The following is a 23,480-nucleotide window of genomic DNA, read 5'->3' on the forward strand; positions in this document are numbered from 1 at the left end:
CGCGATTTGCTCCAAAGCTGCCCAATGAATGCGGCCAAGGATCGTTCGCGCGGACAACTAAAAGTGAAGAGAGTTTGTCCCGGGAGTTCCCTATTCGACCTTGCCGATCTTCTTCACCGCCGCGATCAACCGCGCGCTGTCGTCTGCAACAAATTTTGAGAACGCCGGCGCGTCCATATAAGCGATTGGACTGCCCGCAGTCTCGAAGGTCTTGATCACCTCCGGTGCCTTCACGGCATCAGCCATCGCCGCGCGCAACCGTTCCATGATCGGCACCGGCAGCGCTGATTGCGCGAACAGTCCCGCCCAGATGTAGAACTCGACGTCCTTGTAGCCGAGTTCCTTGAAGGTCGGCAGATCGGGGAAGCTCGCGATCCGCTCGGCGCCCCAATTGGCGAGCACGCGCATCTTGCCGTCCTCGACCTGCTGCTTGAGCGTGCCCGGCGCCGACGCCAATGCCTGCACGGTGCCGGAAAGCAGCGCGGTGAGCGCCGGGCCTGCGCCGCGGAACGGCACGTGCAGCAGCTTTACTCCTGCGCTCGCCGCGAACATCTCCATCGCGACATGCAGCGTGCCGTACGGACCGGACGAGCCGTAGGGAATCTGTCCCGGGCGTTTCTTCGCATCGTCGACGAATTCCTGCAGCGTCTTCCACGGCGCCGAGGCCGGCACCGCCAGCAGCGTCGGGTCGGCAAGCACACGCGCGATCGGCGCGAACTGCGACACCTCGTAGGCAACCGGACGATCGAACAGCCGGTCGGCCTCCGGCAGCACCGCGAGCGAGGACAGCGTCATCAGCAGCGTATAGCCGTCGGGCTCGGCGCGCGCGGCCTGCGCATTGCCGATCGATCCGCCTGCTCCGCCGGCGCGATTGTCGACGATCACTGGCTTGCCGAGGATGCGCTCCAGCGCGAGCGCCACCGGCCGCGCCGCAAGGTCGGCCTGCCCGCCGGCCGGAAACGGCACGATCATCGTGATATTGCGGTTGGGATAGGCGCCTTGCGCAAACGCGGAGTTGGCGAGCGCAGTCTGCACAAGCGGCAATGCGGCGGCGGCGCGCAGCAGTTCGCGGCGATTCATCGAGAGTCTCTCCCCAGTCATCTTTTTTGGGCGATCGCAGCCGATCGCGATGCCGCGGTCATTGCCGCGGCTTGGTCGCATCGTGCAGGAGCGGAGCGCTGATCTCAAGCGTCCCGCGCGTCGCATCCGACGCCGACTGACCGATGGGGAAGATCGAGCCTGGTCGGGCCGAGTGCATGCTGAGATTCGATCGAATAACGACGGCGCTGTGCTCCCTCTCCCCGTTCTTGCGGGGAGAGGGTTGGGGTGAGGGGCTGCCTCCGCGTAAACGGCGACAGTTGGACTTGTGGAGGCTCCCCCTCACCCGGAACGCATCTAACGATGCGTTCCGACCTCTCCCCGCACGCGGGGCGAGGTAAAGCTGAATCCGCTGCGCGATGCGATGTAAGTCATCTTGCTCTAGCGCTTGCGCGCCGCCTTGCGGGTCTTTCCGACCGACCGCTTGCTGGCCGCGCCGCGCTTGGTCGCGGTCTTCTTGCTGGCGGCCGCGCGTCGGACCGGAGCAGCCGCGGCCGGCCGCTTGCGCGCCACCGCCTTCTTCGGCGCTTTCCTGGCCGTTTCCCTCGCGGCTTTCTTGGCGGCCTTCTTCGCTGCCTGCGGGCGCGCGCGTCGGGCGGTTGTCGCGCCGCGGCGCCGCGTGCTGCTTCCTCCGATCGGAACAAGGTGGTCGTCGGCATCCAGTGTGAGCTGCTGGAGCGGGAACGCCGGCAGGAAGCTCGGGTCGTTGTAGAGCTTGCTCAAGCTGTCCTGATCGAACTTGCCGCCCTGCCCGCGGTCCTCGCCCGCGCCGGCGCGCCAAGCCGCTTCCCAGACCCGGGCCAGGGTCTTGGCACCATCCTGCATGCAGGCCGCGGTGGCATCCTTCAACTTCGACCACAGCGCCTCGACCTGGCCGCTGCCCATGTGGGAGTTGAACAGGTTGACGATGGTCATCGGCGGCAGCCGCTTCACGGTCCGCTGCATCAGCGCGACCACGGCAACCGCGGCGTCGCGGCCGGTCGGGGTGCCGCCCGGGACGATCTCCGCGACGTCGCTGGTCCTGGCGTCAGGGATCATCTTGATGAGATCCTTGCCGTGGCGGCCGATCATCGTGGTCTCGTACACGCTGTGCACCTTGGCATGCGCCTTGTCGTTCGGATCGAGGCCATGGTGGAATTGCGAGATATGCAGCGGCTGGCAGGCATCGCCGATGTAATGTGCGACGATGCCCGCGGCGCAGACGAATTCCAACTTCTTGTTGGCGGCGGCATACTCGACCATCTCGTCGAAAATCTGCCAGACCCGGAACGGCAATGCACCGCGCCGGTCCTCGCCGATCCCTTCGTAATAGTCGTTCCAGACCTTCGGATCGACGTTGCGCGTCGACTCCGCGCAAAGATCGAGCAGCGTCTTGCCGTCCCTGCCGGGCTTGTCCATGTCGGCGAAATGGTTGCTTTCGTCGGTGTGCCGGGTGAAGCGCCACACCAGGTCGGCGACATCGGCCAGCGGCGAGAACGTGCCTCGCTGATGCGGCTTGAGGTCGACGAGCAGCTTGTCGTCGAGGCCGATATTGTCGGCATTGGCGTCCATCATGGTGGCGAGCTTGGGCAACTTCGCATCGATCAGACCGGTCGCATAGGCGCCGATCTTGACGTGGCCCCATTCGCCCCAATACTCGGTGTGACCGGCGTTCCAGTCGCCGATCAACTCGACATCGAGCTCGCGGCACAGCGTCGCCATGCAGATGCCGAGCGCAACCTGCATCGGGACCTTGCCGCTCGATCCGAACAATTCCTGGCCGCCCCATTCGAGCGCCAGGGGACTGAGGATCCGCGCGCCGCTGGCGTTCTTCTTAGCGTCCGGATCGTCGACAAACCAGACCGTGCCGGAGTCGCCCGGATAATTGTTGAGCGGCGTGTCGCCGTCGCGCGGGCCGATCACGAAATCGCTGACATATTCCATGCCGCCGACGGTCTTGTAGCGATAGAACAGGCCGAGGATCTTGCCCTTCATCAATCCGCTGGTCGCACCGAACGCGATCAGCGGCTGGTTGATGATGTCGAGACGGAAGGTGCCGACATTGAGGTCGACGACGTCGCCGACCTGGCCGACGCCGTAAACCTGTGCGGTCCAGCCCTTGACGTCATCGACGCGGATCAGGCCGGCATCGAGATTGGCCACCACGCGCGAGCCGGGCCAGCCGGGATAGACCTCGCTGAAGGCGCGCTTGCCGAGTTGCAGCGCATCGCTGACGCCGAGGCGGCGGTCGGTGTTCTTGAAACCGGCGAAGATCTCGCGGCCGGCGGCGCCGACCACGTGACGGTTGGAGAGCGCAAACACCGTCTCGCCATTGGTGACGAGACAGCCGATCGAGCCGCGGTGGATCTTGCCCTGGATCATGGTCTGCACCGGAAAGCCGCCACCGACCAGATCGCTCTTGAACACCGGCGGATCGACGGTGCCGGGGCTGCCCTCGTTCGGATCGACCTTGACGACGCAGGTGGGCACGACGCGACCATCCGGCAGATAGAGGAATGGAGGCACCAGCTGGTCCTGCTTCTCGGGATGGTTCTTCAGCTCGGAGCGCTTCATCCAGTCGCGGACGAAGACGAGGATGCAGGGCCACGACCAGTCCTTGACCGACGAATTGAACAGCGTGCGCGGTCCGAGCGCCTGCGGCTTGGAGTGCGCCTTTCTTTCCGTCGCGTTGCGGTCGTTGTCCCGGATCAGATAGCGGCCGATCGCCGTGGCGTAGACCGATTGCAGATGGGCCAGATGCACGTGATAGGCCTCGCGGGCATCGAGAAGATCCTTCACCGACAATGACGTGAAATCGTGCTTGGTCAGATCAATCATCTGGTTCCTCCGAAAATGCGCTTTGCGGCAACACCGGTTCAGGACGCAGAAATAGACGATCGCGGCAGCCCACGATCGTGGGTTAGTTCACATAAGTAATACAATTTAAAAGGGATGACACGAATGTGACGGGGCGGGCCGGATGTGCCTCCACCGGTCCGCGTGCGGATTTCTATTTCCGCTGCGCGCGCCCTTTGGCGAAATGCTTGGCCAGGAAATCCGCCAGCACCTCGACGCGCGCGGGACGCGGGCCGCCGGGCGGGGTGACGAGATGCACGGCGCCCTCGGGCTGCTTCCAGCCTTTCAGGATCACCTCGACCTCGCCGCGCGCGATCGCGTCGCCGACGATGAAGTCGGGCAGATCGGCGATGCCGAGACCGGCGAGCAGCGCGGGCATCACAGCCTCGCCATTATTGACCCGGAGCTGGCCGGCGGGACGCACGCTCGCCTGCTCGCCCGACGCGTTGGTGTAGTGCCAGACGCCCTGGGTCGAGAGATAGGCGTAGCCGAAGCATTTGTGCTCGGCGAGATGCATCGGATGGGTCGGCCGGCCGTGGCGCTTCAGATAGGACGGCGCGGCCACCGTGTAGCGCGGCATGCCACACAGCCGCCGCGCGATCAGCGAGGAATCCGGCAGCCGCGCGATGCGCAGGCCGGCATCAAAGCCCTCGCCGATCAGGTCGACCGTGGCATCGCTCAAGTGCAGGTCGATCGAAACCTCCGGATAGGCCTCCATGAATTCCGGCAGCAGCGGCGCCACCGTCTTGATGCCGAAGCTCATCGGCACCGCGAGCCGCACCAGGCCGCGCGGCGTGGTCGATTGCGCCAGCGCCTCATTCTCGGCGGCCTCGCCGTCGGCGAGCAGCCGCGCGGCGCGCTCCGACAATTTCTGGCCGGCATCGGTCAGCGCCAGCCGCCGCGAGGTGCGGTTGAACAGCCGGGCGCCGAGCCGCTCCTCCAGCCGGCTGACCGCCTTGGACACCGTCGCCTTGGACAGCGAGAGTTCGGTCGCGGCCGCCGCAAACGACCGTAATTCCACGACTTTTGCGAAGATCGCGAGCGCCTCGAAGTCCGGCAGTTTCGACATGGACCGCTTTCCTGATTGCTCAATATTGGAAACAATGAGTTTCAATAGTTTCTATTTCTATACCACAGCCGGAGGCATATCCAAGTGCCATCAAATTCAACCGATGGAGAAATCCAATGACCAAGAAGCTCTCAGGCAAGGTTGCCCTCGTCACCGGCGGTTCGCGCGGCATCGGCGCGGCCAGCGCTCGTGCACTCGCCGCGGAAGGTGCGAGCGTCGCGATCAGCTACGTCGCCTCTCCCGAGAAGGCCGAGGCCGTGGTCGCCGAATTGAAGGGCAAGGGCGTCAACGCCCGCGCCTACAAGGCTGACCAGGCCTCGTCATCCGATGTCGATCAGCTGGTGAAGACCGTCGCTAAGGATTTTGGCCGGCTCGACATCCTGGTCAACAATGCCGGTGTCGCATCGGGCGGCGCGGTCGACGATCCCCAGGCCGACACCGCGACGCTCGCCCGCCAGGAGGCGATCAACATCGACGGCGTGATCACCGCGATCCGCGCCGCCTCCAAGCTGATGGGCGAAGGCGGCCGCATCGTCACCGTCGGCTCCATGCTGGCGGACCGCGCCTCGTTCCCGGGCCTTGCCGACTACGTCGCTACCAAGGCGGCCGTCGTCGGCTACACCAAGGGCGCGGCGCGCGACCTCGGACCGCGCGGCATCACGGTGAACGTGGTGCAGCCCGGCTCGATCGACACCGACATGAACCCGAAGGACGGTGGCGAGTTTGCCGAGACGCAACGCTTGCAGCACGCGCTGCAACGCTTCGGCCGCCCGGAGGAAGTCGCAGCCGGCGTCGTGTTCCTGGCAAGCCCGGAAGCCTCGTTCGTGACCGGCACCGTGCTCAACGTCGACGGCGGCTTCGGCGCCTGATCGCAAATTTTCTGGAGACGCCGGGCGCGGTGCGCCCGGCCCGCTCCTCAACATCGACATCAAGGGGAATGACCATGATCGAACTCAGACCATTCGCAGAGCTTGGCGGCGCCGACCACGGCTGGCTGAAGGCCAAGCACCACTTCTCGTTCGCGAGCTACTACGATCCCGACAATGTCAGCCACGGCGCGCTGCGCGTCTGGAACGACGACGAGATCGCGCCCAACTCCGGCTTCCCGGCGCATCCGCACGCCAACATGGAGATCATCACCTATGTTCGCGAAGGCGCAATCACGCACCAGGATTCGCTCGGCAACAAGGGACGCACGGAAGCCGGCGACGTCCAGGTGATGAGCGCCGGCAGCGGCATCCGTCACTCCGAGTACAATCTGGAGCCGGCGAAGACCAAGATCTTCCAGATCTGGATCGAGCCGACGACGAAGGGCGGCCACCCGACCTGGGGCTCCAAGCCGTTCCCGAAGGCGGACCGTTCGGGCAAGCTCGTCACCATCGCCTCGGGTATCGACGGCGACGACGACGCGTTGCCGATCCGCGCCGATGCGCGGGTGCTCGCCACCACGCTGAAGGCCGGCGAGAGCGCGGAATATGCCGCCGACAAGGCCCGTCACCTCTATCTGGTGCCGGCGGCCGGCAGCATCGAGGTCAACGGCGTGCGCGTCAATGCCCGCGACGGCGCCGCGATCCGCGACGAGGCCAAGCTGAAGATCACCGCGCTCGAGGATGCCGAGCTCGTGCTCGTCGACGCGGCGTAAGTACCACATCCACACTTCGGCATGCCCGGGTTTGACCCGGGCATCCATCGGGCTTCGCAAGAGTTCTTCGTTTGATGGATTGCCGGGTCAAGCCCGGCAATGACGGGGTTCCTTAACTTCACCCTACTGCCAAACCACAAGGAGGCCATCATGGCCAAGGTTCTTGTTCTCTATTACTCCGCCTACGGTCACATCGAAGCGATGGCGAATGCCGTGGCGGAAGGCGCGCGCGAAGCCGGCGTCACCGTCGACATCAAGCGCGTCCCCGAGCTGGTGCCGGCCGAAGTCGCCAAGGCCTCGCACTACAAGCTCGACCAGGCCGCGCCGATCGCCAAGATCGACGATCTCGCCAATTACGATGCGATCATCGTCGGCACCGGCACCCGGTTCGGCCGCATGGCCTCGCAGATGGCCAACTTCCTCGACCAGGCCGGCGGCCTCTGGGCCAAGGGCGCGCTGCACGGCAAGGTCGGCGGCGCCTTCACTTCGAGCGCGACCCAGCATGGCGGCCAGGAGACCACGCTGTTCTCGATCATCACCAACCTGCTGCATTTCGGCATGACGGTGGTCGGCCTGAACTACGGCTTTGCCGGACAGATGAAGCTCGACGAGGTCACCGGCGGCGCGCCCTACGGCGCAACCACGATCACCGGCGGCGACGGCAGCCGCCAGCCGAGCGAGAACGAACTCGCCGGAGCCCGCTATCAGGGCCGCGCGATCGCGGAGACCGCGAGGAAACTTCACGGCTGATGCGATGGGGGCGGCATTCTCGTTCGCGATTGCCGCCCCTATCTAAGTCGCGACGTCGTTCCCGGACAACGGCGCAAGAGCGATCGCTGCTCGAACGCCAAGAGACGCCAAGAAAGGCCGATAATCGACGTAATAGGCGTCCATGCCCAGGATTGCCTGACAATTGGCCGCGAATTGAGCCCTTGAGCGGCGACAAGCCGCGTGTCATCGTGCCCGTCAATATCCAGGCCGGAGCAACATGACGGTTCCCTGTCGCGTCCTAATGATCTATCCGAAGTTCGTTCAGGACTCCTTCTGGAACTATACGGAAGCTTGTGAACTCGTCGATGCGAAGTATCCGGCGGCGCCGCTCGGACTGATCACCGTCGCCGCCATGCTGCCGAAGCATTGGGATATTCGCCTCATCAACCGTAACACCGAGCCCTTGACGGACGCCGATCTCGACTCGGCCGATCTTGTCATGATCGGCGGCATGCTCAACCAGCAACCTGATTTTCTCCACCTGATCGATCTCGCACACCGGCACGGCAAGCCGGTATGTGTCGGCGGACCTGACGTCTCCTCCAGCCCGCATCTTTACGCCGACGCGGACTTCCAGGTGATCGGTGAGGCAGAGCAAATCATTCAGCAATTCGTCGCCGCCTGGGAAAGTGGAGAGCGCAAGGGCGTGTTCGTCGCCGAGAAATTCAAGATCGACGTCACGTTAAGCCCGATGCCCCGCTATGACCTGATCAAGTTCGAGCACTATCTCTTCATTGGCGTGCAATATTCGCGTGGCTGCCCGTTCACCTGCGAGTTCTGCGATATTATCGAGCTGTATGGTCGTGTGCCGCGCACCAAGACCCCCGATCAAATTCTCGCTGAGTTGCAAGCGCTCTACGATCACGGTTATCGCGGACATGTCGATTTCGTCGACGACAACTTCATCGGGAACAAGAAAAACCTCCGCATCCTGCTGCCGCAGCTCAAAGCCTGGCTGGAGGAGCGAGACTATCCGTTCGAGTTTTCGACGGAAGCCTCGATCAATATCGCTGACGACAGCGAGCTGTTGCAGGCGATGAAGGACGCGAACTTCTTCGGGATTTTCGTCGGCATTGAGAGCCCGGATCCGGAGACCCTCGTGCAGATGAAGAAGAAGCAGAACACCCGGCGCGACATCGCCGAATGCATTCACAAGATCTATGGCTACGGCATGTTCGTCACCGCGGGTTTCATCGTCGGGTTCGATACCGAGAAAGCCTCGATGGGGCACGCGATGATCGACTTCATCGAGGAGGCGAGCATTCCAGTCTGCATGGTTGGACTGCTCTATGCACTGCCGGGCACACAGCTGACGCGGCGGCTGGCGAAGGAAGGCCGCCTGCACGAAGGCCACGATCTCATGAAAGTCGAGCAGGCGGGCGACCAATGCACGCTCGGCTGCAATTTCGACACCGTACGTCCGCTGCGTGACATCCTTGAGGACTACAAGGCCGTGATCGGGCACGTGTTCGACCCGACGGCCTATGCAGGACGGCTGTCGCGGCTCGCCGCCATGCTCGACCGGTCCGACCGGCGCCGCGACCTGCCGGATGGCGACATACGCAAGAGGCTTGGCGGCATCGAGGGCGTACACACGATCATGCGTGCCCTGCCGGAGGTCCGCGAACCGTTCTGGAAGACCTTCGTCGAGGTCGCCAAGTCCAATCCGGGCGCGCTTCGCTACATCGTGATGCTGATGGCGCTGTATTTGCATTTCGGGCCATTCTCGAAACACGTGATCCGTGAGATTGACCGCCGGATTGCCGCCCTCGACGATATGCCGCCGGTGAGGACCACGGAGCTTGGGCCGCGAACTAACCTACGTGCGGTTTGACGGCAAAGCGCGTTCGTGCGCTTCGCCGACCAGAGCACGTCGCGCGGAACGAGAGGATCGGTTCCCCCGAGGTCATCGCGACCAATTCGTAATAGCAGAAACACTGTACGTCGCGCAGCCCAGAGGTTTGTCATGACCAACACACAGAAGACCCGCTGGCCGGAACTGCCGACCGCGGCGTGGCGCGACAGCTGTGCCACGCTCCAGCTATTCACCCAGATCGCCGGCAAGATCCGGCTGGCGAAGTCGCCTTGGCTCAATCACTCCTGGCACGTCACGCTCTATGTCACGGCGCGCGGGCTGACGACCTCGCCGATCCCCGACGGCGATCGCACGTTCCAGATCGACTTCGATTTCATCGATCACGTGCTCCGCATCTCGACCAGCGATGGCACCGAACAGCAATTCGCGCTGGCCGGTCAATCGGTCGCAAGCTTCTACGCGGCGGTCATGAGCAGTCTGAAGGACCTCGGCATCGACGTCGCCATTGACGAGATACCGAACGAAGTCGCCGATCCGATCCGCTTTTCGCAGGATACGCAGCATGCGTCGTACGACGCGGATGGCGTGCGCCGGTTTCACCAGATCCTCGTGAACTGCGATCGCGTGTTCAAGCAATTCCGGACCGGCTTTCTCGGCAAGGCGAGCCCGGTGCATTTCTTCTGGGGCAGCTTCGATCTCGCGGTGACACGCTTTTCCGGCAGAACCGCGCCGCGGCATCCGGGCGGCGTGCCCCATTTGCCCGACGAGGTGGCACACGAGGCTTATTCGCACGAGGTCAGCAGCGCCGGCTTCTGGCCGGGCGGCGGCGCGATCGATTATCCCGCGTTCTATTCCTACGCCTATCCGGAACCCGCGGGCTATCGCAGCACGCCGGTGCGGCCCGATGCCGCGTTCTTCAGCGAGGCGCTTGGTGAATTCATCCTGCCCTACGACGCCGTGAGGATGGCTACCGATCCGGACAAGGCGCTGCTCGAATTCCTGCAATCGAGCTATGAGGCCGCGGCCATCAACGCGAACTGGGACCGCGCTGCGCTGGAATGCGCACCGGGTCAGCCGGGCGTGGTCCGAGGGATCTAGCGGCGCGCTGCACCGGCGGCTCAATCCTCTTCGCGCGACGGCGTCGCCTTGCCGAGCGCCTTGCTTCAGCTGGGCCGAGAGTTTCGGATAGTGACGCAGCGCCAGCACGGCGCGGTCGCGACCAAACGCTTCGTTTGCGATTCTCGTGGACAGTCGGCGAAGGCGCATAAGTTAAATTTTCGTGTTACGTCTTTACCGCATCGTTGCTTGGCCGAGCTATCTTTTGGACGACGCCCCGCACCCCCCGGCCGGCTCGAACACAACAGGCAGTATATTCGTGAGCGCCCCGCAACCCGTCACGATCCCGCGACAACCATCGCACGCTGATCGGTCATGACGCGGCCATCGATCCTTGCCCTCGCGGTCAGCGCGTCGATTCTGCTGTCGGTCGCCGCGCGCGCCTGCCCCGCCTTGATCGACGGTGTCCCGGCCGACCGGCTCCAGGCGCAGTCACGCGGCGTCAATGCCGACGGCTGGATCGCCGATCCGCGGTCGGCACCGCCCCGCGCCCTGCTGCTCGAGCTGCGCAAGGCCGGCATGACCCACATCCGGCTGCCGGTGCCCGCCGACTTCGTCATGCCTCGCTTCGCCGCGAAAGCCGAGATCGACAGCCGCCTGCGCACCGTCGATGCGGCGCTCAAGACCCTGCTCGCGCTCGGCTATGCGGTGTCGATCGACCTGCATTCCGGCGAGCGCTTCAACGCGCTGCACAAGGACGATCCGCCCAATGCGATGACCGAAATGAAGCGCACCTGGACCGAGCTCGCACGGGTCATGCAGCGCTATCCGTCCGACCGTGTGTTTGCGGAACTGTTGAACGAGCCGGATGTCGAGGCCGCGCAATGGCAGGGCGAAGTCCGGGAGCTGGCCGGTTTCATTCGCGGCCTGCTGCCGCAGACCACGCTGGTCACCGGTCCGGTCAACTGGCAGCGCGCGGATTCGCTGCCGGATTTCACTCCGCTCGACGATCCGAATGTCGTCTATGCCATCCACTTCTACGATCCGATGGTGTTCACCCATCAGGCCCATTGGGATTCGGGTGAGCCGCTGCACGACGTCACCGGATTGCCTTATCCGGTCCGCGCCGACGATCCCAGGGTTCAGCAGCTGCGGGAGCAGCTCACCGCGCTGGACAAGCGCAAGGCGCTCGCGATGGTGGACCGCGCCATTCCCGACCGCGGCATCGACAAATGGCTCGAACCGGCGGCCGCTTGGCAACGGCAATATTCGCGGCCGATCATCATCAATGAATTCGGCGTGCTCAAGGCCGGAGCGCCGCGCGACAGCCGGCTGCGCTGGCTCGCCGGCGTGACGGCCTACGCCCGGCAACAATGCTGGGGCTGGACCCATTGGGAGCTGTCGCAAGGCTTCGGCCTCGCCGACCCGGTCACTGGCAAGGTCGACCGCGAGGCGCTGAGAGCCCTGCTCGGGACCCGCTGACCCATCTGGTTAACCGGTTCTTACACAATGCGCGGCTAGATCGACGATGCGGTGTGGCACGCCCACACGTCCGGTCACATTAGGTCAGAGCCTGTGCGAGCAGAGATAGCCCCGCGGCCGCTGTTGGCCGGCGATCTGATTCCTGCACTCGGCATCGCCGTGGCATCGATCGCATTCGCACCGATCATGCAGGCGGCAAACGCCGGGCTCGCGATCGTCGTCGAAAGTCTGATCGGCTGCGCGATCGTGCTCGCGGTGCCGGCCTACGCGCCGTCGATCGCCATCTTCATCATCTTCTTCCAGAATCTCTTCGTCTCGATCCTGTCGTCCTATATGACGACCGAGCAGGAAATGGATTTCGTCAAGGGCTACAATTTCCTGGTCATCGCGGTGATGTGGCTGGTCACGCTGGCGCTCTATGCGCTGCACGAGCGGAAACATTCCGCCGACATCGACCGGATCATGAAATGGGGGTCGATCACCCTCGCAACCGTAACGGCGTATTTCCTGCTCGGCGCCACGCAGGATTCGCACGCGGCCCTCGTCTATCTGCGCAACATTGCGCTGCCGCTGTTTCTGTTTCAGCTATCGCTGCTGACGGCCGCAACCTTCGAGATCCGCATCACGCCGTTCCTGGTGACGGTTGCCGCGCTGCTGATCGTCTGCGGATATGTCGAACTGCTGTTCCGCGATTTCTGGCTCTCCATCACCAACGGCTACACGTTCTGGCATTTCGACGAGCTGAAGGCGACCCGCTCCGGATCCTGGGAAGCCGAGATGCGCGCAACCGGCAGGGTGCCGGTGGATCTGATCGATCGCTTCCGTTTCAGCTTTCTCAACAGCCCGTTGTTCGAAGACCTCGGCCTCTCGTCGTTGTTGCGCATCTTCGGACCGAATATGAGCCCGATCAGCTTCGGTTACGGGATCGCCTTCTCCATCCTGTTCCTGTTCGCGGTCGGATATCGCTGGCTGGCGCTGGCTGCGATACCGCTGCTGATTTGCTGTAGCGTGAAGGGCGCGCTCATCCTGGTCATCTTCGTCGCCCTGGGCTGGACGGCAACCTGGCTGCTCGGCGCAACCGTCACCCTTGCCGTCGCGCTGGTCGGGCTCGTGCTGTACGCCATCGCGGCGATCTATATCGGACTCCAGATCGGCGACTTCCACGTAATCGGCTTCATGGGCGGATGGGACGGCTTTCGGCAGAATCCGATCGGCCGCGGACTTGGCGTCGGCGGCAACCTCTCCGAAGGTTATTTCTCGATCGATTGGAACGCCGCGCAGGCGGCCGGCACGATGGACGGCGCGGTGGAGAGCGCCGTCGGCGTGCTGCTGTACCAGATGGGGATCGGCTCACTGGTGCCGCTTGGCTACTTCCTGGCGATGGCGCTGAAGGCCTGGCGGCTCTACGCCTCGTCGGGAATCCTCATCCAGGGGCTCGCCGCCTTCGGCACGATGGTCGTGCTGGTGAACGGCATCTTCCAGGAAGAGGCGCTGTTTGCGCCGCCGGCACTTGGGCTGTTGCTGTGCCTGACCGGGCTCGTGATCGGCCACCATCTGCGCACGCAAGGCGACGATCGGAAGGTCTCTGCGACCGTCAGTGCTCCTCAATGAGGAGGGGCCCGGTCGCATTGCGACCGAGGCCCCGCTCAACCTGCGCCGTCAGAGCGGCTTGATCTGCACCTTGCGGAACTTGACCACGCCCGAACCATACTGGAGCGCGATATAGCCGTTGGCGTGCTTGGAATCCTGGGCGTCGACGGTCTTCTGGCCATTCAGCGTCACGACGAAATGCGGCCCCTGCGCCGTGATCTCGTAGACGTTCCATTTGCCGGCCGCCTTCGGCATCGGATCGACCTTACCGACGTCGACAATCGCGCCGGTGCCGTAGGTCGGGTCCGGCCGCTTGTCGAAGACGTTGACCTCGTAGCAGACCTTGGAGTCGATCACCTTGTTGCCTTCGCAGCGGATGAAGATGCCGCTGTTGGCATCCTCGTCGGTCCAGAACTCCGCCCTGATCTGGAAATCCTTGTATTGGTTTTTGCTGACGAGATAGGAGAGATCCTTGCCGTCGAGCTTGTCGGCGACCAGCGCGCCGTCCTTCATCGCCCAATTGGCCTTGCCGACCTCGTCCCAGTCACCCTTCTTGGAGCTGTCGAGCAGCGTGACCCAGCCGTCGTCCCCCGAGGCGGCGGTGGAAAATTGCAGCGCGGCCGCACCGATCACAAGTCCCGCCGCCAGTATCGACAGATGCTTCTTCAAGATTATCCTCCCGTCTTTTGGTTGGCGCGCAACCTATCATCGTCTGCGGCGGCGTAAATGCTTTTTCATATTGCAACTGCGTTGTGTCACGGATCGCTGTCGCAATCCTGAGATCAGACATGCGCGCACGTGTCTTGCCCGGCGGAAGCGAGGGCGACTAGCTTGCGCCGCATACGGGCGCGGCAGTCGCCCGAGAAATCCGATCTGGGAGCATACCGATGACGGCGTCGAACCGATCATGGCGATACCTGATGATGCCGCTGGCCTTCGCCGGCATGCTGAGCGTCAGCTCCGCGGCAGAGCTCAATCCGGCCGCCGTCACCTACAAGCTGCCGGATCAGATTCCCTGGAGCCCGGTCGATGCGCGCGGCGCGCAGAATGCCGTCGTGGTCGGCGATCCCGCGAAGCCCGGCTTCTACATGGTCTACACCAAATGGACCAAGGGCAATCACTTCAGCCGTCCGCATTTCCATCCCAACGACCGCTACATCGTGGTGCTCAAGGGCACCTGGTGGGTGGGCTCGGGTCCAAAATTCGATCCCGATCACGGCACCGTGGCGATGCCGGCCGGCAGCTTCGTCACCCATTTCGGCAAGCAGGTGCACTGGGACGGCGCCAAGGACGAGGACGCCGTGCTGCTGATCATGGGCGAAGGCCCGGCCACCGCGACCGAGGTCGAGCAGAAGTAGCCGGAACCGGCTAGCAACCTTTGCATCCAGGCGGCGTTTCATCCCCTCATCATCATGACGAGGAGATGACGCATGGCAAACGCCGCTGATATTCGGGAACATATGGATGTGATCTCGTCGGACAAGAAAACGGTCGGCAAGGTCGACCACATGGAAGGCACCGACCAGATCAAGCTGACCAAGCAAAGCTCGCCTGACGGTCAGCACCATCACTTCATTCCGCTGTCCTGGGTCGACCATGTCGACCAGCACGTCCACCTCAACAAATCGGGCTCCGACGTGACGGCGCATTGGCAGCACGGCCGCCAATAGCCGCGTTGCGCGAGGTGGGAGCGATGCTATCATCCCGGCCCAAGGAAGGGCCTTCGATGCATCCCGCCGCCAAGCTGCAATTTGCCCGCATCGTCGACGAGTTCGCGCGCTGGCGCGTCATTCCGGAACCGGAACGGCCGCCCGCGCCGGCCTGGTGGTGGGGGCCGGCATTCGAGATGCGCGATGCCGCCGAACCGCTGCCATCCGCCTGGAGCCGCCAGCTGCGCCTTGCCGACGGCGCGAGCTTTGCGGAGGCTGCCGTTGTGTTGCGCCAGACTTTGGCCGGCCAGGACATCCTGCCGTGGCCCTATGATTTCTCGCGCAAGGTCGCATCAACCGATTCCGACGTTCGCGACCTGCCCGTGCAGCCGTCAGACGACAGCGCGTTTCCGCCCTAGATCCGGCGCGGCCTCGCTGGTCGCCTCGCCATCCAGCGACGGCTGCAACGGCGGCGACGCCTCTGCCTGCGACGGCTTCAACAATTCGGCGAGATCGCGCGGCGGCAGCGGCCGGCTGAACAGGAAGCCCTGCATCTCGTCGCAAGCATGGGCGCGCAGGAACTCCTGCTGCTCGGAGGTCTCGACACCCTCGGCGACGATGGTCATGCCGAGCGCCTTGCCCATTGAGATGATCGCTTGCGCGATCGCGACGTCCTCGGAATCATTGGGCAAGTCGCGCACGAAAGAGCGGTCGATCTTGATGGTGTCGATCGGGAACTGCTTCATCAGCGACATCGACGAATAGCCGGTGCCGAAATCGTCGATCGCCAGCCGAATGCCGCGATTCTGGATCGCGTCGAGCACGCGCACCGCGCGCGTCACGTTGCGCATCACCATGCTCTCGGTGACCTCGAGCTGGAGCAACGCCGGCGACATGCCGCTCTCCTCCAGCGCCACGTCGATGTCGTCGAGCAAGTTCGGATCGCCGAACTGCCGCGGTGAAAGGTTGACCGCCATCGTCACGGCCCTGAGGCCGCGGCGCTGCCACGCCATGTTCTGCCCGCAGGCTTCCTTCAGCACCCAGCGGCCGATCGGCACGATCAGGCCGGTTTCCTCGGCGAGCGGAATGAACTGCCCCGGTGATACCTTGCCGAGCTCCGGGTGGGTCCAGCGCAGCAGCGCCTCGACGCCGCTGATCTGCCCGCTCGCCATATCCACCTTGGGCTGATAGTCGAGCGAGAATTGCTTGCGCTCGAGCGCGCGGCGCAATGCGCTCTCCATCGTCAGGCGCTCGATCGACTGCGCCCTGATCTCGTTCGAGAAGAAGCGGAAGCCGTTCTTGCCATCCTCCTTGGCGAGATACATCGCCATGTCGGCATTCTTGGTCAGCGTCTGCACGTCGGAGCCATCGGCCGGATACATCGCGATGCCGATCGAGGCCGTGGTGTGGCACTCATGCCCGCTGAGCTGCAGCGGCTGGCTGAGCGAAACCAGAAGATCGCCGGCGATGCGCTCGACGTCGTCCCGTTCGGCGGTTTCCTCGAGGATGACCACGAACTCGTCGCCGCCGAGCCGCGCCACCACGTCGCTCGCGCGCAACGATCCACGCAGCCGCTCGGCGATCGCCACCAGCAGCATGTCGCCAGCGTCGTGGCCGAGCGAGTCGTTGATCACCTTGAAGCGGTCGAGATCGATGAACAGCACCGCGAGCTGCCGGCGATGGCGATCCGCCGCCGAGATCGCGTGATGCAGCATCTCGTTGAATGTCTCGCGGTTCGGCAGATTGGTCAGGCTGTCGTGCGAGGCAAGATATTCGATGCGCTCGTCGGCCTTGTGTTTCTCATCGGCGCGATCGAAGCTCTCGAGCGCGAACGCCAGATTGTCGGCAAGGCGCTGCAGCAATTCGGCGAACTCCGGCGTGAACGTGTCCTTGTCGATCGCGACGAAGATCATGACCCCGACCACCTGCCCGCTGACAACAAGCGGAAACGAGGCGCTGGACTGCGTTCCATCGAGCCGCGCGCGCTCATGGAAAGCGGCGGTCTCGGGATCGGCAAAATAGTCGTTGATGATGCACGCCTTGCCGGAGCGGAACGCCCGACCGCAGGCGCCGCGCCCCTCGGGGTGCGCCTCGCTGGTCGAGAGCGTCACCTGGCGCGCGCCCTCCGCCGCCGGCCCCGCAATCGCGACGATCCGCAAATAGTCGCTTCCGGTCTGTGCCAGCGCGATCGTGGTCGAGGTGAACTTGCCGCCGGTCGCCGCCGCCGCGCAGACCAGTCGATACAATTCGGCGCGGGACTTCGCCCGCATGATCGCCTCATTGGTCGCGCTCAGCGCCGCGAACATCCGCGACAGCCGCTCCTTCTGCTCGTCGTCCCGCGCCTTCTCGTCGGCGCGATCGAAATTGGCCAGCGCAAACGACACGTTCTCGGCAAGCCGCTGCAACAGCGCCATCATCTCCGGGCTGAAGGTGCCGAACTCGCTGGAGAGAAACACCAGCGCGCCGATCGCCTCGCCGTTCTTGAGCAGCGGCAGGGCTGCGCCCGATTTGCTGCCGCTGTCGCGCACGGCCGGATAGACGTGCGATTCGGGGCCGAAATCGCTGAGATAGTCGTTGCTGATGCAGGGCCTGCGCGTGCGGATCGCAACGCCGGTCAGCGTCTGTCCCTCCGGACGCGTCGCGTCGGCCGACAGCTGAACCTCTCGGGCCCGCACCCGGTCCGGGCCCGAGGCGGCCACATTGTCCAGGAAGACCTCGCCCGGGCGCACCAGCCTGATCGTGGCCGAGACGAACTGGCCGCCGACCGCCGCGGCATCGCAGACCAGATCGAACAGTTCGCTGCGGGATTTCGCCCGCATGATCGCCTCGTTGGTCGCGCTCAGCGCCGCGAACATCCGCCGCAGCCGCTCCTTCTGCTCCTCGGTCCGCGCCTTCTCGTCGGCACGGTCGAAGCTGCCCAGCGCATAGGAGACGTTGTCGGCGAGCCGCTGCAGCAGCTCGGCGAATTCAGCCGAGAAGGTGTTGCGCTTGGCGGAGATGAACAGCATCACGCCGACCGGCTCGTCGTCGACGATCAGCGGGAATGCCGCGCCCGATCGCGCATCCTCGCGGTCGATGACGTCGCGGAACGGATTGCTGGCGACGTCGCCCAGAAAATCGTTGTTGATGCAGGCGCGCCGCGAGCGGAACGCCCGGCCGCAGACGCCGCGCCCTTCGGGGCGTGCCTCACTGCGCGAGACGTTGAGGCGGCGCGCATTTGCCGCGGTAGGCCCCGCGACCGCCATCATCTCCAGGAAATCGTCGCCGGGCTTCGCGATAAGGATGCTGGTGGAGTTGAACCCGCCGCCATGCGCCGCCGCCGCGCAGACCAACTCGAACATCTCGAGCCGCGATCTCGCGCGCATGATCGCCTCGTTGGTCGCGCTCAGCGCCGCGAACATCCGCGACAGCCGCTCGCGCTCGGCGTCGGCCCTGGCCTTTTCGGTGGCACGGCCGAAATTGTCGAGCGCGACCGAGACATTCTCGGCGATCCCCGCGAGCAGCGCGATGATCTCCTCGTCACGCGCCCAGGAATTGCTAGTGAAGAAGATCAGGACGCCGACGCTCTTGCCGAACCGGATGAGCGGCAGCGCGACGCAGGCCATCAGGCCGCTGCCGCCGATCGGCATATGCGACGGGCTCATCGATATCGGGATATCGTGCTCGACGCAGGGCCGCTGGGTCCGGAACGCCTCGCCGCAAATCCCCTTGCCGTAGACGCTGTCCGGATCGGTCGAGAAGCGCGTCTGCGTGATCAGGTCGAGCGCCTCGCCGGTGCCGGCGACAGGCTCGAACCAGTGCGTGTCGGGTTCGGCCAGCAGCACCACCGTCGCGAAGGACTTTCCGCTGAACACCGCGGCATCGCAGACCCGCTGATAGAGATCGTGCTCGGTCTTGGCGCGAAGGATCGCCTCGTTGGTTGCGCTGATCGCACCGAACATGCGGTTAAGCCGACGCATCGCCCGCTCGCCGCTCTTGCGCGAGGCCTCGTGGTCGAAATTATCGAGCGCGAAGGACACGTTCGCGGCCATGCGCTCCAGCAGCGAAACGGCCTCGTCGCTGAGCGAATTGATCTCGCGCCGCGTCACCATGAAGACGCCGACGCTGCGCCGGTTGCAAACCAGCGGCACCGCGGCGGCCGCCCCGACGCCGGCCGCTGCCGCGCCGCTGCGCCAAGCCGCCGAAACAGCGTCGTTGACATAGTCGTTGCGGACGCAGGCCTTCTGGTCGCGGAACGCGCGGCCAGCCACGCCTTCTCCCTCCGGGGTGTTGGCGATCGCGGAAATGGTGATGCTGCGTAGTCGCGCGACATCGTCGCCGTAGCCAGCCGCGAACCTCAAGAGACCGGTATCCGGCTCCAGCAAAAACACGGTCGCGGCCAGGAAGCTCCCGCTCGAGAACGCGGCCTCGCAGACCTTGCCGTACAATTCTTCTGGTGATTTCGCGTACAGGATCGCTTCGTTGGTGGCACTCAACGCCGCGAAGGTACGCCCGATGCTCGACTGCACGATTCCTGAAGGCCCCGGGGCCAACCCCTCCAATCTGGCGGGGAACATTGCCCGCGAGAGGCCTAAGTGGTGGTTAGCGTATCCGGCAAGTTGCACGACAAAGTAAACGGCTGACGAACGCCGGCGGCGGTTTTCCGGGATATTACGGACACCGGTGTGCCAGCCTGAGGCGGAGGGTGGCGAGGCGCGGATGGACGTCCTGCTCGCGCCGCCCGAGCAGCCAAATTCCGCATCGCGACCGCGCCCGTTCCACTCCGTGAAATCGCGGCGGCGAGCACCCTGCTGGCGGTATGGCCGCCCGGATTTTTCTGCCCTTGCTCGCCCCTCGGCGCTTTGAGAGCATGACGTCGACAACAGCAAGCACGACCCGCGCATCACGCGGGCAGACCGCGAGGAAAATCCCATGCCGATCGTCCAGGCCGACCGTCTCACGCGCATCGGCGCGGCACTCCTCAAGGGTGCCGGCGCATCGGAGGAGGAAGCCAGCGCAGTCGCCTCCGGCTGCGTCAACGCCAACCTCGCCGGCCACGACTCCCACGGCGTGATCGCAATCCCGACCTATATCGACCGCATCAAGGCCGGCCACATCGTGCCCGGCGCGAAATGGACCATCGTGCAGGAGACCCCGACCACGACCGTGATCGACGGTCATTGGGGCTTCGGCTTCCACGTCAACGCCAAGGCGATGGAGATGACCATCAACAAGGCGAAGACCGCCAATGTCGCGGCCTGCACGGTGTTCCGCCAAAGCCACGTCGGACGGCTGGCGCACTACCCGATGATGGCGATGCGCGAGGGGATGATCGGGATTGCGGCCGCCGATTCCGGCCGCTCGCCGAAGCACGTGGCGCCGTTCGGCGGCCGCGAGGCCCGGCTCGGCACCAACCCGCTCTCGATCGCGGTGCCCTCCGACCTCGAGGCGCCGTTCTACCTGGATATGGCGACCTCGGCGGTCGCCGCCGGCAAGATCCAGCTCGCGGTGGCGCGCGGCGAGAGCATCCCGAAGGGCTGGATCATCGATGCCGAGGGGCGCGACACCACTGACCCAAAGGACTACCGCAGGGGCGGCGCGCTGCTGCCGCTCGGCGGCAGCGAAGGCTACAAGGGCTCGGGCCTTGCCGCGATGGTCGAGGTGCTGTGCGGCCTCCTGACCGGGCTCGGCTTCGGCGTCGAGCCGACCGGCCGACACAACGACGGCTGCTTCATGGCGGTGTTCAACGTCGCCGCATTCCGTTCGCTCAAGGACTTCAGGAAGGAAGTCGCCGACTTCGCGCGCTATTTGAAATCGACGCCGCCCTCGGAAGGGAGCCGCGGCGTGTTCTATCCCGGCGAGATCGAATATCTGCGCGAGCAGCAGCGGCGCAAGGACGGCATCGAGATCGAGGATGCGACCTGGGACAAGCTCAAGGCGCTCGCCGCCGATTACAAGCTCACCGATGAGCTCGACCTTCGCTGATAGTTGCGGACACAGGAGAACGACATGACACGGCAAATGGCGCTGGTTGGCTTTTTGCAGGCGCAGAACTGCACCAACCTGCCGAGCTCCTGGCGTCACCCGGAATCGCGCGACGATTCGATGTCGGCGGACTACTATCAGGAGATCGCGCGCATCCTGGAGCGCGGCAAGTTCCACATGGCGTTCTTCGACGATCGCCTCGCAATGCCCGATCGCTACGGCAACGATCACGCCCACACCGTCGAATACGGCATCCGCTGCGTGAAGATGGACCCGATCGTGGTGCTGACGACGATGGGCATGGTCACCACCAAGCTCGGCCTCGCCTCGACCGCCTCCACCACCTATTTCGAGCCGTTCGACGTCGCCCGCCGTTTCGCCACGCTCGACCTGATGACGGGTGGCCGCGCCGCCTGGAACGTGGTGACGTCGGTCAATGACGGCGAAGCGCTCAACATGGGCCGCGAGCAGCATCTCGAGCACGATCACCGCTATGACCGCGCCGACGAGTTCATGGAGGTGGTGCTCGGCCACTGGGATGCCTGGGAAGACGGTTCGCTGGTGATCGACAAGAAGAGCGGCCGTTTCGCCGATCCGACCAAGGTGAAGCGGCTCGACCACAAGGGCACATTCTTCACCTCGCGCGGCCCGTTCACGGTGCCGCGCTCGCCGCAGGGCCATCCCGTCGTGATCCAGGCCGGCGCCTCCGGCCGCGGCCAGCGCTTTGCCGGGCGCTGGGGCGAGGTGATCTTCACCGCGGCGCGCAACCTCGCCAATGCCAGGCAGGGCTATGACGCGATCCGGGGCGAAGCCGCCAAGGCCGGGCGCGATCCCGACCAGATGTTCCTCTGCAATCTGATCACGCCGGTCACCGGCGCGACCAAGGCCGAGGCCGAGGACCGGATGGCGGTGATCCAGAAGCTGCCGCTCGAGATCGACGCGTTGTCGCTGCTCGCCGAAGGCCTCAACTTCGATTTCGGCGCCAAACCGATCGACGAGCCGCTGACATCAGAGGAGTTGCAGGGCATGCAAGGCATGCTCGGCATCCGCGACGGCGTGCTGCGTACCTCCGGCAAGAGCAATCCCTCGACCCGCGACTTCATCACCTTCTCCGGCCGCGGCCAGGTGCAGGACGCGATGGTCGGCGGCCCGAAGGAGATCGCCGACCGGCTGGAGGAGATGTTTGTCAATCGCGGCTGCGACGGCTTCGTCGTCGCGGCGAGCTACGTGCCGGGCTCCTATGCCGACTTCGTCAACCACGTGGTGCCCGAACTGCAGAAGCGCGGGCTGTTCCACAAAGACTACGCCGGCACGACGCTGCGCGAGAATCTCGGGCTGAAGCGCCCGGCCGCGGGCGCCTGGAAGACCCGCGCGCAGGCCGCGGAATAGAGGGACATCATCATGCGCTGGCTGAAATTCACCGCCGCAGGCACGACTTCCTGGGGCCTCGTCGAGGGCGACACCGTCACGGCCGTCAACGGCGATCCGTTCGGCGAATGGAGCAAGACGTCGAAGACGCATGCGTTGAAGGACGTCAAGATCGAGCTGCCGCTGATCCCGCGCACCTTCTACTGCGTCGGGCTGAATTATTTGAAACACCTCAAGGAAGCCGCCGACAAGGCCGGCACCGTGCCGAACGTTCCCGATCGTCCCGAGATCGGCTACCGCGCGCAGAACGCGCTGATCGCCCATGACGAGAACGTCGTGATCCCCGCGAGCGCGACCGAGAAGATCCATTACGAGGGCGAGCTCGTCGTCGTGATCGGCAAGAAAGCCAAGCATCTGACCGAAGCCAACGCGATGGACTGCGTGTTCGGCTACACCATCGGCAACGACGTCTCGGAACGCAGCTGGCAGAAGGCGGATCGCGGACTGTGGCGTGCCAAGAATGCCGACACCTTCAAGCCGATGGGCCCGTGGATCGAGACCGATGTCGACCTCGACCGCATGGAGACCGCGATCCGCGTCAACGGCAAGGAAACCGGCCGCTTCCACACCAACGAGATGATCTTCGGCATCGTCCCGTTCCTCGTCGAACTGACCAAATACTTCACGCTGTCGCCCGGCGACGTGATCTGGATGGGCACCGACGGCGCCTCGCCGGACCTGAAGGACGGCGACGTGGTCGAGATCGACATCACGGGCATCGGCACGCTGCGGAACAGGTTCGTGATGGAGAAGGTGTGAGGCGGGTTGCACCACTTTAGAGCCGTCATCCTGAGGTGCTCGCGAAGCGAGCCTCGAAGGATGCACGGCCGCCGCTCCATCCTTGCGTCGAGAGCCGGGCCGTCGTGCTTCGAGGCTCGCTGCGCTCGCACCTCAGCATGACGGTGATGGACCGGGTCGCTTCTCTCTCCATTTGTCGTCCCGGCTTTCGCCGGGACGACGGCGAGTTTGTTGCGCCGCTTGTGGATCATACATCCGCATTCTCGCGACATCATTTGCCCGACGGGCCATCGTGACGTGATCACACAGCCGTTCGCATCGTGACAACACAGGGCGAAGCGC

18 protein-coding genes are annotated in these 23,480 nt (G+C 64.6%); 13 read left to right on the top strand and 5 right to left on the bottom strand.

What is annotated here, in order from left to right; translation table 11 throughout:
- Positions 1 to 90 precede the first annotated feature (90 nt).
- From J6525_RS18190 to J6525_RS18200, 3 genes are all read right to left on the bottom strand, one after another.
- Positions 91 to 1,080: a tripartite tricarboxylate transporter substrate binding protein gene (locus J6525_RS18190; protein ID WP_225645665.1), complete on the bottom strand. Its 990-nt coding sequence runs from the start codon at positions 1,078 to 1,080 to the stop codon at positions 91 to 93.
- 399 nt (positions 1,081 to 1,479) lie between these two features.
- Entirely contained in the window at positions 1,480 to 3,915 is a 2,436-nt protein-coding gene (locus J6525_RS18195) for a Nal1-like putative serine protease (protein ID WP_225645666.1), read from the bottom strand.
- Positions 3,916 to 4,087: 172 nt separating this feature from the next.
- Positions 4,088 to 5,002 carry a LysR family transcriptional regulator gene (locus J6525_RS18200; protein ID WP_016846155.1) on the bottom strand — a complete coding sequence of 305 codons (915 nt, stop codon included), beginning with the start codon at positions 5,000 to 5,002 and terminating at the stop codon, positions 4,088 to 4,090.
- Positions 5,003 to 5,118: 116 nt separating this feature from the next.
- Here J6525_RS18200 and J6525_RS18205 point away from each other — a divergent pair, with 116 nt between their 5' ends.
- From J6525_RS18205 to J6525_RS18235, 7 genes are all read left to right on the top strand, one after another.
- Positions 5,119 to 5,871 (top strand): SDR family NAD(P)-dependent oxidoreductase, encoded by a 753-nt coding sequence (locus J6525_RS18205; protein WP_225645667.1) that lies wholly within the window; start codon positions 5,119 to 5,121, stop codon positions 5,869 to 5,871.
- Positions 5,872 to 5,945: 74 nt separating this feature from the next.
- The gene (locus tag J6525_RS18210) at positions 5,946 to 6,644 is read left to right on the top strand and encodes a pirin family protein (protein ID WP_028341125.1); all 699 of its coding nucleotides are present in this window, start codon (positions 5,946 to 5,948) and stop codon (positions 6,642 to 6,644) included.
- Positions 6,645 to 6,794: 150 nt separating this feature from the next.
- On the top strand, positions 6,795 to 7,394 hold the full coding sequence (wrbA, locus tag J6525_RS18215; RefSeq protein ID WP_225645668.1) for an NAD(P)H:quinone oxidoreductase: 600 nt from the start codon (positions 6,795 to 6,797) through the stop codon (positions 7,392 to 7,394).
- 238 nt (positions 7,395 to 7,632) lie between these two features.
- Positions 7,633 to 9,249, top strand: a complete 1,617-nt coding sequence (locus J6525_RS18220) for a B12-binding domain-containing radical SAM protein (RefSeq protein ID WP_092086772.1) — start codon at positions 7,633 to 7,635, stop codon at positions 9,247 to 9,249.
- Positions 9,250 to 9,381: 132 nt separating this feature from the next.
- Entirely contained in the window at positions 9,382 to 10,329 is a 948-nt protein-coding gene (locus tag J6525_RS18225; protein WP_225645669.1) for a DUF5996 family protein, read from the top strand.
- Between the two features lie 333 nt (positions 10,330 to 10,662).
- A complete protein-coding gene (locus J6525_RS18230; protein ID WP_225645670.1) occupies positions 10,663 to 11,769 on the top strand; it encodes a glycoside hydrolase family 5 protein in 1,107 nt (368 codons plus the stop codon).
- A 123-nt stretch (positions 11,770 to 11,892) separates the two neighbouring features.
- Complete coding sequence (locus J6525_RS18235; protein ID WP_225645671.1) at positions 11,893 to 13,380, top strand: hypothetical protein; 1,488 nt, start codon at positions 11,893 to 11,895, stop codon at positions 13,378 to 13,380.
- Between the two features lie 48 nt (positions 13,381 to 13,428).
- On the opposite strand, the gene J6525_RS18240 is transcribed toward J6525_RS18235, so the two are convergent.
- Positions 13,429 to 14,028 carry a 3-keto-disaccharide hydrolase gene (locus tag J6525_RS18240; protein ID WP_225645672.1) on the bottom strand — a complete coding sequence of 200 codons (600 nt, stop codon included), beginning with the start codon at positions 14,026 to 14,028 and terminating at the stop codon, positions 13,429 to 13,431.
- A gap of 218 nt (positions 14,029 to 14,246) precedes the next feature.
- On the opposite strand from J6525_RS18240, the gene J6525_RS18245 reads away from it, so the two are divergent.
- The 3 genes from J6525_RS18245 (at position 14,247) to J6525_RS18255 (ending at position 15,427) form a co-directional block, all read left to right on the top strand.
- The gene (locus J6525_RS18245; protein ID WP_225645673.1) at positions 14,247 to 14,717 is read left to right on the top strand and encodes a cupin domain-containing protein; all 471 of its coding nucleotides are present in this window, start codon (positions 14,247 to 14,249) and stop codon (positions 14,715 to 14,717) included.
- 72 nt (positions 14,718 to 14,789) lie between these two features.
- Positions 14,790 to 15,029 (top strand): DUF2171 domain-containing protein, encoded by a 240-nt coding sequence (locus J6525_RS18250; RefSeq protein ID WP_057015458.1) that lies wholly within the window; start codon positions 14,790 to 14,792, stop codon positions 15,027 to 15,029.
- 56 nt (positions 15,030 to 15,085) lie between these two features.
- The gene (locus tag J6525_RS18255) at positions 15,086 to 15,427 is read left to right on the top strand and encodes a hypothetical protein (RefSeq protein ID WP_168856512.1); all 342 of its coding nucleotides are present in this window, start codon (positions 15,086 to 15,088) and stop codon (positions 15,425 to 15,427) included.
- On the opposite strand, the gene J6525_RS18260 is transcribed toward J6525_RS18255, so the two are convergent.
- Complete coding sequence (locus tag J6525_RS18260; protein ID WP_225645674.1) at positions 15,401 to 19,516, bottom strand: bifunctional diguanylate cyclase/phosphodiesterase; 4,116 nt, start codon at positions 19,514 to 19,516, stop codon at positions 15,401 to 15,403. The two genes, J6525_RS18255 and J6525_RS18260, sit on opposite strands and share 27 nt — an antisense overlap.
- A 403-nt stretch (positions 19,517 to 19,919) precedes the next feature.
- On the opposite strand from J6525_RS18260, the gene J6525_RS18265 reads away from it, so the two are divergent.
- From J6525_RS18265 to J6525_RS18275, 3 genes are read left to right on the top strand one after another with little or no spacing between them, the layout of a single operon-like run.
- Positions 19,920 to 20,972: an Ldh family oxidoreductase gene (locus tag J6525_RS18265; RefSeq protein WP_225645675.1), complete on the top strand. Its 1,053-nt coding sequence runs from the start codon at positions 19,920 to 19,922 to the stop codon at positions 20,970 to 20,972.
- A gap of 24 nt (positions 20,973 to 20,996) precedes the next feature.
- On the top strand, positions 20,997 to 22,361 hold the full coding sequence (locus J6525_RS18270) for an LLM class flavin-dependent oxidoreductase (RefSeq protein ID WP_225645676.1): 1,365 nt from the start codon (positions 20,997 to 20,999) through the stop codon (positions 22,359 to 22,361).
- A gap of 12 nt (positions 22,362 to 22,373) precedes the next feature.
- Entirely contained in the window at positions 22,374 to 23,159 is a 786-nt protein-coding gene (locus tag J6525_RS18275) for a fumarylacetoacetate hydrolase family protein (protein WP_225645677.1), read from the top strand.
- Positions 23,160 to 23,480 lie beyond the last annotated feature (321 nt).

This window comes from Bradyrhizobium australafricanum (assembly GCF_020329495.1).
GTDB lineage: Bacteria > Pseudomonadota > Alphaproteobacteria > Rhizobiales > Xanthobacteraceae > Bradyrhizobium > Bradyrhizobium australafricanum.

What these genes read in the sequence shown, in the direction of transcription:
- J6525_RS18190 (WP_225645665.1), bottom strand. Translation starts at nt 1,080, where the DNA reads ATGAATCGCCGCGAACTGCTGCGCGCCGCCGCCGCATTGCCGCTTGTG.
- J6525_RS18195 (WP_225645666.1), bottom strand. Translation starts at nt 3,915, where the DNA reads ATGATTGATCTGACCAAGCACGATTTCACGTCATTGTCGGTGAAGGAT.
- J6525_RS18200 (WP_016846155.1), bottom strand. Translation starts at nt 5,002, where the DNA reads ATGTCGAAACTGCCGGACTTCGAGGCGCTCGCGATCTTCGCAAAAGTC.
- J6525_RS18205 (WP_225645667.1), top strand. Translation starts at nt 5,119, where the DNA reads ATGACCAAGAAGCTCTCAGGCAAGGTTGCCCTCGTCACCGGCGGTTCG.
- J6525_RS18210 (WP_028341125.1), top strand. Translation starts at nt 5,946, where the DNA reads ATGATCGAACTCAGACCATTCGCAGAGCTTGGCGGCGCCGACCACGGC.
- wrbA (WP_225645668.1), top strand. Translation starts at nt 6,795, where the DNA reads ATGGCCAAGGTTCTTGTTCTCTATTACTCCGCCTACGGTCACATCGAA.
- J6525_RS18220 (WP_092086772.1), top strand. Translation starts at nt 7,633, where the DNA reads ATGACGGTTCCCTGTCGCGTCCTAATGATCTATCCGAAGTTCGTTCAG.
- J6525_RS18225 (WP_225645669.1), top strand. Translation starts at nt 9,382, where the DNA reads ATGACCAACACACAGAAGACCCGCTGGCCGGAACTGCCGACCGCGGCG.
- J6525_RS18230 (WP_225645670.1), top strand. Translation starts at nt 10,663, where the DNA reads ATGACGCGGCCATCGATCCTTGCCCTCGCGGTCAGCGCGTCGATTCTG.
- J6525_RS18245 (WP_225645673.1), top strand. Translation starts at nt 14,247, where the DNA reads ATGACGGCGTCGAACCGATCATGGCGATACCTGATGATGCCGCTGGCC.
- J6525_RS18250 (WP_057015458.1), top strand. Translation starts at nt 14,790, where the DNA reads ATGGCAAACGCCGCTGATATTCGGGAACATATGGATGTGATCTCGTCG.
- J6525_RS18255 (WP_168856512.1), top strand. Translation starts at nt 15,086, where the DNA reads ATGCATCCCGCCGCCAAGCTGCAATTTGCCCGCATCGTCGACGAGTTC.
- J6525_RS18265 (WP_225645675.1), top strand. Translation starts at nt 19,920, where the DNA reads ATGCCGATCGTCCAGGCCGACCGTCTCACGCGCATCGGCGCGGCACTC.
- J6525_RS18270 (WP_225645676.1), top strand. Translation starts at nt 20,997, where the DNA reads ATGACACGGCAAATGGCGCTGGTTGGCTTTTTGCAGGCGCAGAACTGC.
- J6525_RS18275 (WP_225645677.1), top strand. Translation starts at nt 22,374, where the DNA reads ATGCGCTGGCTGAAATTCACCGCCGCAGGCACGACTTCCTGGGGCCTC.